This is a genomic window from Cohnella fermenti, from assembly GCF_004801405.1.
GTDB classification, from domain to species: Bacteria; Bacillota; Bacilli; order Paenibacillales; family Paenibacillaceae; genus Cohnella; species Cohnella fermenti.
Map to the genome: position 1 here is coordinate 18,206 of NZ_SSOB01000032.1, position 12,204 is coordinate 30,409.

10 protein-coding genes are annotated in these 12,204 nt (G+C 61.0%); 6 read left to right on the forward strand and 4 right to left on the reverse strand.

Annotated features, from left to right (window positions below):
* The first annotated feature begins 14 nt into the window (after positions 1-14).
* From E6C55_RS22085 to E6C55_RS22110, 6 genes are all read left to right on the forward strand, one after another.
* Positions 15-1,367 carry an LLM class flavin-dependent oxidoreductase gene (locus E6C55_RS22085; protein WP_136371994.1) on the forward strand — a complete coding sequence of 451 codons (1,353 nt, stop codon included), beginning with the start codon at positions 15-17 and terminating at the stop codon, positions 1,365-1,367.
* On the forward strand, positions 1,364-2,194 hold the full coding sequence (locus tag E6C55_RS22090; RefSeq protein ID WP_136371995.1) for an amidohydrolase family protein: 831 nt from the start codon (positions 1,364-1,366) through the stop codon (positions 2,192-2,194). The genes E6C55_RS22085 and E6C55_RS22090 overlap by 4 nt, the downstream gene beginning before the upstream one ends.
* A gap of 45 nt (positions 2,195-2,239) precedes the next feature.
* A complete protein-coding gene (locus E6C55_RS22095; RefSeq protein ID WP_136371996.1) occupies positions 2,240-3,274 on the forward strand; it encodes an LLM class flavin-dependent oxidoreductase in 1,035 nt (344 codons plus the stop codon).
* Between the two features lie 18 nt (positions 3,275-3,292).
* Positions 3,293-4,504: an MFS transporter gene (locus E6C55_RS22100; RefSeq protein WP_136371997.1), complete on the forward strand. Its 1,212-nt coding sequence runs from the start codon at positions 3,293-3,295 to the stop codon at positions 4,502-4,504.
* Between the two features lie 52 nt (positions 4,505-4,556).
* Positions 4,557-5,300: a sulfite exporter TauE/SafE family protein gene (locus E6C55_RS22105; protein ID WP_136371998.1), complete on the forward strand. Its 744-nt coding sequence runs from the start codon at positions 4,557-4,559 to the stop codon at positions 5,298-5,300.
* 165 nt (positions 5,301-5,465) lie between these two features.
* Positions 5,466-6,329: a hypothetical protein gene (locus E6C55_RS22110; RefSeq protein ID WP_136371999.1), complete on the forward strand. Its 864-nt coding sequence runs from the start codon at positions 5,466-5,468 to the stop codon at positions 6,327-6,329.
* A 446-nt stretch (positions 6,330-6,775) separates the two neighbouring features.
* Here the strand turns inward: E6C55_RS22110 and E6C55_RS22115 are convergent, their stop codons facing one another.
* The 4 genes from E6C55_RS22115 to E6C55_RS22130 all read right to left on the reverse strand — a co-directional run bounded on the left by E6C55_RS22115 (position 6,776) and on the right by E6C55_RS22130 (position 12,200).
* Positions 6,776-7,315 carry a DinB family protein gene (locus E6C55_RS22115; protein WP_136372000.1) on the reverse strand — a complete coding sequence of 180 codons (540 nt, stop codon included), beginning with the start codon at positions 7,313-7,315 and terminating at the stop codon, positions 6,776-6,778.
* Positions 7,316-8,364: 1,049 nt separating this feature from the next.
* On the reverse strand, positions 8,365-10,320 hold the full coding sequence (locus E6C55_RS22120; RefSeq protein WP_136372001.1) for an alginate lyase family protein: 1,956 nt from the start codon (positions 10,318-10,320) through the stop codon (positions 8,365-8,367).
* A complete protein-coding gene (locus tag E6C55_RS22125; RefSeq protein ID WP_136372002.1) occupies positions 10,317-10,658 on the reverse strand; it encodes a cupin domain-containing protein in 342 nt (113 codons plus the stop codon). The genes E6C55_RS22120 and E6C55_RS22125 overlap by 4 nt, the downstream gene beginning before the upstream one ends.
* 129 nt (positions 10,659-10,787) lie before the next feature.
* Positions 10,788-12,200: an ABC transporter substrate-binding protein gene (locus E6C55_RS22130; protein ID WP_136372003.1), complete on the reverse strand. Its 1,413-nt coding sequence runs from the start codon at positions 12,198-12,200 to the stop codon at positions 10,788-10,790.
* Positions 12,201-12,204 lie beyond the last annotated feature (4 nt).

Below are 12,204 nucleotides of genomic sequence, written 5' to 3' on the forward strand. Positions count from 1 at the left end.
GGAGTGAACGCACGATGGCGAATCGGAAGCAAATCAAGTTCGGAGCGGCTCTTCACGGCGTGGGAGGCAATGTCAGCGGATGGCGGCATCCTAACGTGCTTGCGGATGCGAGCGTCAACTTTGAGCAGTACAAGAGGTGGACGCACAAAGCCGAGGAGGGCAAGCTCGATTTTATTTTTATCGCCGACGGCTTGTACATCAATGAGAAATCGATCCCTCACTTCCTGAACCGCTTCGAGCCGATTGCGCTGCTCAGCGCGCTGGCTTCGCAGAGCTCGAAGATCGGACTTGTCGGGACGCTGTCGACAACCTACAGCGAGCCGTTCACCGTCGCGCGGCAATTCGGCACCATCGACAAGATCAGCGGCGGGCGCGCCGGCTGGAACATCGTGACCTCCCCGCTCGAAGGCACCGCGTCCAACTTCAACAACAAGGAGCATCCCGAGCACGACTTGCGCTACGAGATCGCGGCGGAGTATCTTGAGGTGACAAGAGGCTTGTGGGATTCCTGGGAAGACGATGCCTTCGTCCGCAACAAGGAGACCGGCGTCTTTTTCGATCCCGAGAAGCTGCACACGTTAAACCACCAGGGCCGGTTTTTCTCCGTCAGAGGACCGCTGAACATTGCGCGCTCCCCGCAGGGACGGCCGGTGATCTTCCAGGCGGGCTCATCGGAGGTCGGCAAGAGCTTCGCTTCCCGCGAAGCGGACGCGATCTTCACCGGGCACGAGACGATCGAGGATGCGGTCGCGTTCTATAACGACGTCAAGGAGCGGGCCCAAGCGTTCGGCCGTTCCCCGGACGACGTGCTCGTGTTCCCCGGAATCGGGCCGATTGTCGGCGCGACGGAGGAGGAAGCCGAACGGAAGTACCGCGAGGTGGCGGAGCTGGTCACAATCGAGAAGGCGCTGGACCATCTGGGCCGCTTCTTCGAGCACCACGACTTCAGCCAGTACCCGCTGGACGAGCCGTTCCCGGATATCGGGGAGTTGGGCCGCAACAGCTTCCAGAGCGGAACCGACAAGATCAAGGCGGACGCCAAGGCGAACAACTGGACGCTGCGCGAGGTCGCGCTTCGTGCGGCTACCCGCCGAAGCGAGTTTGTCGGGACGCCGGCCCAGGTGGCCGATCTGATCCAGAAGTGGTTCGAGGCCGGCGCGGCCGACGGGTTTATTCTGTTCGAAGCCGTTCCCGGCGGTCTGGAAGACTTCGTCGACCATGTGGTGCCGATTCTGCAGGAGCGCGGCTTGTTCCGCAAGGAATACGAGAGCGACACGCTGCGCGGCAATCTGGGGCTGCCGTTCCCCGAGAATCGGTACGCTCAAGCCAAGTCGGTGCTCTCAAGCCAAGGGGGAGATAAGCGATGACGATCGACTTCCGCGTCAAAGCGCCGATTCCGGGGTGGGAGGGCTTGTTCGCCGAAGGCAAGCGGGCCTTCGCTTCCTTGCTGAATCTGGACCTGGAGCCGACGTCGGCGGAGACGCTTGAGCAAGTGATCGCCGAGCAGGACCGCTGGGGAATTGCGCACGGCGTCATTATGGGGCGGGGCAACGAGCCCGGCTCGTCGAACGAAGAGCTTGCGGCATTCCTGCGGAGTCAACCGACTTCGCGGTTCAGCGGATTTATCGGCATCGACACGCCCGATATCGCCAGCGCCGTCGCGACCATCGACAAGTATGCGCCGACGGGACTGTTCCGCGGCGTGTCGCTGAATCCCGGCTTTATTCAGCCGCGAATTCCGCTGGATGATCCGGCTTGGGAGCCCGTCTATGAAGCCAGCCTGAGGCATGGCTTGCCGCTGTCGATCGTGCTCAGCGGGTACTTGGGCTTGCTCGGCGCGGAGCCGGATTACGACTTCATTCGACCGTCCCGGCTTGTGAAGCACGCCCGCAAGTATTCCGATCTGAAGATCATCATCTCGCACGGCGCCTGGCCGCTGGTTAGCGAAGCGATCATGACGGCGCTGGCCAGTCCCAATATTTACCTGTCTCCCGACTTCTACCTGGGCTTCCCGGGCAGCAAGCTCTATGTCGAAGCCGCGAACCTTGCGCTCTCCGATCGTATTCTGTACGGCAGTTGCTATCCGAACGTTCCGTACGACTTCGCCATTCAGCACTTCCGCAAGCAGGAGTGGAATTCTGGCGTACTGGACAAGGTTCTCTATGAGAACGGGGCCAAGCTGCTTGGCTTGTAGAGAGAGCGGCCGGAGGAACCGGCTTCGAGAGGGTAGGGAGAGCCGATGAAGTTCGTGCTGTTCAGTCTGATTATGAATCTGCCGCATCCCTTGACCGGGGAGAAGCTGACCGATCAGCAGAAGTTCCGCAACGTATTGCGGCAAGCGGAACTGGCCGAGAAGCTCGGCTTCGACGGCTTCGGCGTGGGGGAGAGGCACGGACCGCCGTTCCTGTCGGCAGCGCCGCCGGTCATCCTCGCTTCGATCGCCGCGCGGACGGAGCGGATTCGGCTGCTGACGACGGTGACGGTGCTCAGCGTGCTCGACCCGGTGCGCGTGGCCGAGGACTACGCGACACTGGATCACTTAAGCGGCGGGCGCCTCGACATCATCATCGGCAAGGGCAACGATCCGCGCCATTATCCGCTCTTCGGCCTCCGACCGGAAGAACAGTGGGATTCCCTGGCGGAGCGGTACGAGTTGCTTCGAAGGTTGTGGTCGGAGGAGGAAGTGACCTGGGAAGGCCGCTATCGGCCTTCACTCGAGAACGCTGCGGTGTGGCCGAAGCCGCTGCAGCGGCCGATCCGCATCTGGCACGGCAGCGCCTCGAGCGAGATCTCGACGGAGCTGGCCGCGAAGTACGGCGAGCCGTTGTTCTCGTCCAACGCGGCGCACGAGCAAGGCAAGTACAAGGCGCTGATCGATCATTACCGCGATCGCCTCGCCTTCCACGGCCATGACCCGACCCGGGCGCTCGTCGGCGCCGGGACCGGGGGCTTGTACATCGCCGACACGAAGGAAGCGGCGATCGAGCGCTACCGCCCTTATTACAACACCTTCTCCAATACCGAGGCCGCCCGGCACAACCGATCGCCGTTCGTCGATGCGGAGGACTACGCGGCAAGAAGCTCGGGCCTGATCGGAAGCCCGGACAGCGTCATTGAGAAAATCCTGGATTATCATCGGGCATTCGGCAATCAGGTGCTCGGGATCAGCGTCGACGGGTTGACCGAATCGGAGCAGGAGGAGCAGATGGCGCGCTTCGCCGAGGAAGTGGCTCCCGTGCTTCGGCGCGAACTGCCGAATTCGCTGTGGACCTAACGAACAGGAGGCTTCGCATTGCCCGATTGGAAGCGCAACATGTATTTGCTCTGGTGCGGCATGTTTATCAACGGCATGGCGGCTACGCTGTCCACGCCGTTCTACCCCCTGTTCCTGCGACAGGATCTCGGGGTTCATCGGCATGTCGAGACTTGGGCCGGCATCGCCATCTCGATCAGCTTCCTGGTGAGCGGCCTGTGCGCCCCGTTCTGGGGCTCGCTCGCGGATCGCTTCGGCAGCAAGCCGATGCTGATCCGCTCGGGCATCGGGCTCGGACTCGCTTATATCGCCAATGTGTTCGTGTTCGATCTCATCTCGTTCCTTGCCGTTCGGGTGTTCCAGGGAATCATGGCGGGCTTCTACCCGGCATCGATGACCTTGGTCGGAACGAACACGCCGGAGAAGCATGTCGGGTACGCGCTTGGCATCATGTCGACTTCTACGGCCGCAGGAAGCATCGTCGGTCCCTTGGCGGGAGGTTTGGTCAGTCAGTGGATCGGGCTGCGGGGATGTTTTGTTCTGTCCGGCGTCTTCATGATTCTGTCCGCCTTGATCGTCTTCGGCGTTCGGGAGGCCCAGCGGCGGCGCGAAGCGGCTCGCACTTCCGTGCAGCAAGACTTGAGGCAGGCGGCGAAGACGCCGATGCTGCTGCGGATTTATGCCATCATTGCGGTCGTCACCGTGTCGACCTACATGCTGGAGCCGCTGCTGTCGCTCTATGTCGTCGAACTGGGCGCGGACGAGAGCAATGCGATGCTGAGCTCGGGCATTGCCTTCTCGGCGGTAGGTCTGGCGACGGTGCTGACCGGTGCCTTCTGGGGGAAAATGGGCGGGAGATGGGGCTTCGGCAGAACGCTGATCGTCGGTCTTGCGGGCGGCGGGATCGGCAGCCTGCTGCAACTGTTCGTTCCCGGCGTCGCCGCCTTCACCGGTCTGCGCTTCGGCTACGGGCTCTTCTACGCGGCGGTGTTCCCGGCGCTCAATGCGCTGATCGTGCAGTTCGTCGACAGCGAATTCCGGGGCAGAGCCGTGAGCCTGAGCCAATCGGCGAATATGCTCGGCTTCGTGCTCGGGCCGCTGCTCGGCGGCATCCTGGGCGGCGCCTTCGGAATTCCGCTCGTCTTCGCGTTGACCGGGGCCGTCCTGCTCGGCGCGTCCTGGTTCATCCATGCCAGCCGATTCGATAGAAAAACAGCCAAATCTATTGGCACTGCCGGAAGAAACAGCTAGAATAAATGGGCGTTATCTCATCTGTATAGCGGAATGCACAAGGAGAGCTCCCATGGATTATACGACTGTGCAAATTATCGTTACCGTTCTGTGCGCGGTGATGGTCGGCTTCACGAAGACGGGCTTGCCGACGCTCGGCATCTTCGTCGCCTCGATCATGGCCGCGACGTTCCCGGCCCGCGAATCGGTCGGCCTGCTGACGCCGATCCTCATCACCGGCGATATTATCGCCATTATGTACTACCGCAAGGCGGTCGTGTGGAAGCATCTGTTCACGCTGCTGCCGTGGGTGCTTGCGGGCATCGCCGTCGGCTTCGTCGTTCTGGACTACATCAGCAACGGCGCGCTGTCCGTGCTGATCGGCTCGCTGGTGCTGGCGCTGATCGTCGTGCATCTGCTTAGAGCGAAGCTGGAGAGCTGGCTCCACATCTCGCTTGGCCAATCGCGTCTGTTCGCGGGAACGCTCGGCGTGCTCGCCGGCTTCACGACGATGATCGGCAATGCGGCCGGGAGCATCATGTCTGTCTACCTGCTGTCCAAGGGCATGAACAAGACGAACTTCGTCGGCACGAACGCGTTCTTTTTCTTTATCGTCAACGTCATCAAAGTCCCCTTCACCGTCTACCTCGGACTCATCGACGCCCGCTCGCTTACGCTGAACGCCTGGGTCATTCCGGCCGTGCTCGTCGGCGCGGCGATCGGCTTCAAGGTGCTGCCGCTGATTCCGCAGAAGTACTTCCAGGCGATTATCCTCTCCCTGGCCGCACTCGGCGGACTTCATCTGATTTTCTTCTAAGTGATTCGGAGCTTGGGACGATAGAAGCGCTCTATAGAATGATTCTATGGAAGTATTCATGCCGTCGCTGCAGGATTAACATTCGCGTTGACGTGACGATAACGCTTGCCGGACGATCTCCTGCTACATTGGAAGCATCCCCCAATGCGAAGGAGAGAATCGTTAATGAAGAAGAAGCTTGGTCTGTTCGCGATTGCGACGCTTGGTGCAAGTCTGCTGACGTCGAGTTTGACCGGGATCACGCCGGCCCATGCCGCCGGGCTCGCCGTACCGGACTATGAGGTGAAGTGGTACCTGGACCCCGCGGTCGTGCTGAACTCGGACCACAAGCTGAAGAGCTCCGTACTCGACGAATTCGACATGCCTTCCACCGTGGAGAAGATGAACGTACAATACTTGGACAGCGACGATCTTGAGCTGAACGACGAAGGCTGGAACGTGCGCATCCGCAAGATGGAGGAGTTCAGCGACAAGGAATTCGAGCTTACCTACAAGAAGCGTTATCCGATCGTTAACGGCGACATCGAAGCGGCTCTGGAAGCGGCGGAGGAAGACGGCTTCGACGCGGACGAGGAGGACTACAAGCCGCAGGTCGAATGGGGCTATTCCTCGCAGACGCTCAGCTTCAGCAACAAGAAGGACGTCACCAAGAAGGGCTACGACGGCATGGAGCTGCCGAGCAAGGGAGATTCCCGCGACATGGCGGTAGACAAGCTGCCCGGCAAGCTGGAGAACTGGAAGCCCGGCGATTGGGCCGAAGACATTCTGGATGACGCGCACATCTACGGCCCCGTCGAGGCGAAGCGATCGATCGGAGAGTGGGACGGCGAGGAGCTCTACATCGAAGTGTGGCAGATCCGCAGCGCATCCGGAACCGGGTACGACTACCTGGTGGAAGCCTCGATGAAGATCGACGACTACGCGACGGCTTCGGCCAAGCGCACTTCGCTGAAGAACAAGCTGGTCGCGAAGGGCTGGTTCCTGCCGGCTGACGGCCTCAAGACCGCCCTTATCTTGGATCGGTATTAAGTCGAATACGGCAACGAAGCTGACATAGAAGACTTTTGCGAGAAGCCGGGACGGCGTTATGTCGTTGCCGGCTTCTCGCACGCCTTGGGCCACCGGCTTCGCGCGTCGGCCGTCACGATGAGTCCCGCGCCAGCTCGGCAGCCCGGCGATTAGCTGGAGGAGTAGGGGAGCGGCAGACGAGCCTCTTTTGTATACCCCCACCCTGTATATTTGCCGTGCTGGCTGAGCTGGCCCATATTCCTTTTCGCAAGTGGGTGCCTTATCCCTTTGATTCAGTATCCTAATTACTGGAAAATTCGGCCCTGAACAGCAGGGATAAGACCCCCTTTTAAAAATAGTAGACGGTTTTTACGGGGAATTACCTTATATTGGAATATGGTTATAACAAGGGCTAGTCCTGAGAAACGGCAAACGAAGCCCCGTCTTGAGGAACGAAACCCAATGAGCTACTTGAGAATGCCTAAATATTCGCGCCACGGCCCGACGGCCTGCTCATATCGTTTGGCCATGACTCGAACAATCTGGGCGATGTGCGTTAAATCATGAGCGGCCCAGGTGGCGATTAATTCGCGGACCTTCACGACGCCGAAAGCGGGGTGATACCCCGTGCGTTCCAGATCCGCTTCCGATTCGATCCGCTTGTTGAGTTTGTCCAGGTTCTCGGCGCGCAGCTTCTGGAATTCGAGCAGCTTCTCTGCCAGCGATTGTGCGGATTTGTTGCTCAGGTGAGAGTAGCGATCGAAGGGAGGGAACGGCCGGCTCTCGCCTTCCTTCAGAATGAACTCCAATCGCGGAATCCAGTTCATCTTCTCCCCTTCGATAAGGTGCTCGATCACTTCGCGAACATTCCACGTCCCCTCCCCTTCGTTGCAGATCAGCCAGCCTTCGGACAATCCCGTTAAGAACATCTCCAACGTGCGCGGCGTGCGCTCGAGAACTTCAATCGCTTCAAATCTATTAAATGCTTCAGGCTCATTAACGCTCATACGAACAAACCTCCATCCTTGTTAAATGATAGCCGATATACCTTGCTCCATAGCCAGTATCAAAGGACTCCTGCCGGATCGTCGTCGCGGCGATAGTTGCTGAGGCCATTTTAGTCAGATTTGATGGCTATGTCAAAGCAGCCGATAATGATGCTCCGAAGAGGCGGTTGGAGGGGGTGGTGTGCGGGAAACCTGCATAACGACAGCTCGTGTCGCTGCCGCTGTTTCCGCATGAGTTGCTCTCGTCGCCTCCGTCGCGCCCCTAACGCGTCTACCTCTGTCTCGCTTCTCACCGACATGCCGACCGCGTCGGACCAAGTGCTGGATGTATGCTAAAAACCTCTATGCCAACAAGGACGGTTGTCCCCCCTACAATGAAAATTTTCCGTACGCAGCCTCCGTGGCTATGAAAGCCTACTGTGAAGAGGCTGGGGGCGGAGTGAAGGAAGTCCGATCCTTCGAGCGCGGAGAGGCGAAGGGGGAGGCGTTAGTGGAGAAATCCGCACAACGCCGCTCCACAGAGACGGTTGGAGAGTGATGATGTGGCGACTCATCTCGGTCCCTCCGCGCGCCAATCGCCGCTCCAGTTGAGTCGTGGTGACTCATCTGCACCCACCATGCCTGCACGAACGCCCGCACTTGAGTAATGGCGACTCATCTCGGTCCCTCCACGCGCCAATCGCCGCTCCAGTTGACCCGTGGTTACTCATCTGCCCCCACCATGCCTGCTCGAACGCCTGCACTTGAGTAATGGTGACTCATCTTGATCCCTCCGCGCACCTATCGCCGCTCCAGTTTGACCCGTGTCTAGGAACAATGTGCCGGGAACCCGCACAACGAAGCTCTGAAGAGGCGGTTGGAGAGGGTGATGAGCGGAACCGCTCGAAATTCGGGCGACGAATGTGAAATTTCGCATAAAACGCAGAATCGGAGGAATCGCAGGTGTGAGGTTGTGAAGGGGGATGGAGGCGATGCCACCGCAAGCAAAGAACCCGCCAGGGGGCTCGGCCCTGGCGGGTTCTCTGCTGCGGCCGGACGGGAGCCGCTTATTATTGCTCGATCGCCCACTTCACATCGGCCCGGTCGATTGCGATTCGGATCGTGCGGCCGGCCGTGGAATAGACGACGGTGGCCGAGCGGCGCTCCGCGTCGATGGACAGCTCCTCCAGCCGGGCGGCCGGAGCGCCGCCGGCTGCGAGCTGCGGCAGCGCGACGCAGGCGATGCCCGTCGTGCCGTTCGCTGTTCCGCTCATCGACAGCACCCGGTTCGGCTCCTTCTCCCCGTAGATGCGCGAGATCCAGCCGGCCTCTTCGGAGACGACGAAGCCGGAGCCGGCCGTCGTCCAGTGCAGGTCGACGAGCACCTCCGTCGACGGATAACCAATTCTCGCCGACGGGGATGCGCCGTCCTCCGAGCCGCCCAGCTCGACCGAGGCGTCCGGATGCAACTGGAACCGCTGCTCGAGCGTCCGCTCGCCGTCGCCCTCCAGCCAGTCGACGATGACGAGGACGCCGGCTTCCTTGCCGAGGAGCGTCCATCTCCGGTGCAGGACGGGGGCTTCCAGGCGGAGGTAGCCGTCGTGCGTCGCTTCGAGGAAGGCGAAGCTCGGGTTGTCGATCCAGCGCAGCGTCTCGCATTCCGCGACGGGCTCGCCCCAGCGCTGCGTTGCGACGTAAGGAGTCTGGTCTTGTCCGTCTACGGTTACGGTGTTGTGTGCGCGCGTGCTTTTGAAGTAATGCCGCCATTCGCCTTCCTCGTACGTATACCTGCCCGGATCGGCGAAGATAAGCTGGCCGCGCCACATCCATTCCAGGCTGAGCGCGTCGGCATGGCCGTGGGCGCCGCCCATTCCGGCCGCGTCGAAGAACAGGTGCTGGCCCTCGCTCTTGACGAAGTAATAGCCGGTCTGCTCGAAGGCGCGGCTGACGGTGCCGGGGCTAAAAGCAGCCTGGCTGTCCCGCATCTGCAGATAGACGTCCGCCCCGAAGTGCCACAGCAGCTCCTCGCTGACTTCTCCCGCCGCGAGCAGCGCCTTGTCTCCGAGGATGGCGCCGAGCAGGCCGAGCGGCTTGCGGCCGTGGCTGATCCAGTCCGAGTCGCCGATCGGCGTCGCTTGGCCGTCGGGACGGATGGCCGCTTCGGTGAACGCTCCCATGCGCGCAAGCTTGCGGCCGTACTCTTCGGGGAACTCGAAGCCGGTCTTCAGCGCGAGCAGATAAGGCGTTCCGAACATGCCGATGCTGCCGTTGTGGTAGTGTGTGGTCAGCTCGCTCTGAACGCCTTCGTCTCCGACCTGGCGCGCCATGCACAGCTCCAGCCGCTCGGCGGCGAGCTGGCGCCACAGCGGCGAGCGCGGATGCTCCGCGTGGAAGGCGCCGATCATGAAGAGGCTCTGCATGTGCATGATCGCGTGGTTGATCTCGGCGCTGCCGAGGAACCGGACCAAGTAGTCCGCGTGCTCGGCGAGGGCCGAGAAGAAGCGTTCGCGGAACGAATCGGACAGCCGGGGGCTCGATTCGACCATCCGGTACGTCCAGATCCACGATTGCACGCGCAGGCCGGTCTCGAGCAGCCGCCACGGGCCGGGGCGCTGGAAGTAGGTCGCTTCCTCGTAGGGCACTTCCGCCGGCGGGGAGTTCTGCACAAGCCACTCCTCGAAGTGTCTTGCGAACGTGTGGACGTACTCCTCGCGTCCGGTGAGCAGGTACGCCTTGCCGAGATCCTCCATATGCCAGTGGCGGTTCAGAATCCAGGTGAATTCGAGGTCCTGCGTCGGGTTGTACAGCCAGTCGATCGGCGTCCCCATGTCGACCCAGCGGTCCATCGCCATCGTGAACGGAAGCCGGAACTCGTTGCGCCCGGCGTGCTCGGCGACCTCGACGGCTTTCTTCGCCCGGTCGGGGTAGGAGGCGGCGAACACCTTGGCGGCTTCGCGCAGCTCGTCGTGCGTCAGGAAGAACGGGTTCGTACTTGTGCTCGTGTGCGGATTCATGCTCGGGCTCATTCCGCCACCTCGGCTTCCAGGAAGTCTTGGCGGAGCGGCGTGAATACGTCCAGAATGATCGAATCCTCAAGCGCCACGACGCCGTGGGGGACGCGCAGTCCCGCATAGAAGCTGTCCCCGGCGCTCAGGATCGACTTGACGCCGCCGACGGACACCTCGAACTTGCCCTTGACGATGTAGCTGGTCTGTTCGTGCTCCTCATGGAAGTGAACCTCGCCGACGCCGCCTTTCTTGAAGCTGACTTCCACCATCATCAGGCTGCCTCCGGTGCCGAGGATTTTGCGGGAGGCGTATTCGTCCACCTTGCGGCTGGGGATATCGTTGTTGTGAACAATCATGACGGGAGTTCCTCCTGTTCGATGTCGGATCTTATATAGCAACAGCGCAACGATGCAAAAAAGGGCGCCGAAAAATCTCGGCGCGCGATAAGATTGCGGTGCGATCAATCGATTCGATGGAATGCCCGATTACTGGGCGAGACTGCCTTGGAGCTTGGCGGCGTCGAAGTCCGGGTCCGCCTCGATCTTCGTCGTGCCGTCCGCGCGGGCTTTGGCGAGCGCCGTGTTGTAGCGGGTGTTGAGGTCCTCGATCAGCTTGTCGAGGTCCCCGCCCACGACGACGTACTTGGTCATGACGTCGGCGTACTTCGTGCCTTCAAGCGCGGCTTCCGTCGCGGTAATCGGAGTGGCCGGGTAGATCGCATCGTACTTCGTCGGCAGGAAGCCTTCAATGCCGGGGATCGATGGCGTCGCCGCCGCTTCGATAACGTCCGGGATCAGCGATACGCCGTAGCCGCTCTCGTAATATTCCTTCTGCAGATCCAGGCTGTACACGTATTCGAGGAACTTCCACGCCTTGTCCTTATTCGGCGAGTCGTTGCTGATTCCGATGTAGGAGCCGCCGACGACATTGATCGCGCCGTGGATCGTTCCGTCCGAAGTCGGAGGGAGCGCCGCGCCCCAGTCGATCGTGGTCGGGAACTGGTCCTTGTAGACGCCGGGCTCGCCGGAGTGATTGATATACATGCCGATCTTCCCTTGCGCGAACTGGGCGCGGAGCGGGTCCATGTCGAGGCTCTCGACGCCGGGCAGCATGCTGCCGTCTTCCATCATCTGATGGAGGGCCTGGGCGACGTCCTTCAGCGAGCCGAAGTCGAACTGGCCGGTCTGGAAGTTGTAGCCCTCGGCTCCGGTCGTGTTGCTCGCCGGCGCGATCGTGATCGAAGGGCGCCAGAAGCCGGAGGAGCTCTTCAGATTGCTCGCGAAGCCGTAGGCGCCTTCCGACTTGCCCGCTTCGGTGATCTTCTTCGCGTAGTCGACGAGCTCGGCAAGCGTCTTCGGAGGCTCGGTGAGGCCGGCCTTGGCGAAGAGGTCCTTGTTGTAGATGAGGCGCCACGTCTGACCTATATTCGGAAGGGAATAGATCTGGCCGTCGATCATGTTCTTGTTCTCGATCAGGACGGTGGCGAATCTGGCCTTCGTCGCGTCGTCCATGTAAGGGTCCAGCGGCGTAATGTAGCCTTTCTTCACGTAGGTGTCGAGGTTGTTGATCTGCAGCACGTCCGGCGCCTGCTTGCTGGCGAACGCGATGTCGACGGCGTCCGGGTAGTTGTCGGCCATGACCGTCATCTCGACCTCGATGTTGTCCGTGTTCGTCTTGTTGAACTCGTCGATCTTCGCCTGCATGAACACCGCGTCGTGGCGGTCCGGCGTCCAGTAGGAGATCTTCGTCTTCTCCCCGGAGCTTTGCCCTGAAGCGCTTGCAGAAGCGGCCCCGCTATTCGAGGCGTCCGAAGAACCGCCTTCGTTGCCGGAAGAACAAGCCGCAAGCCCAACGATCAATGTCGCGCCGAGCGCCGCATAACCCCATTGCTTTAACACGTTG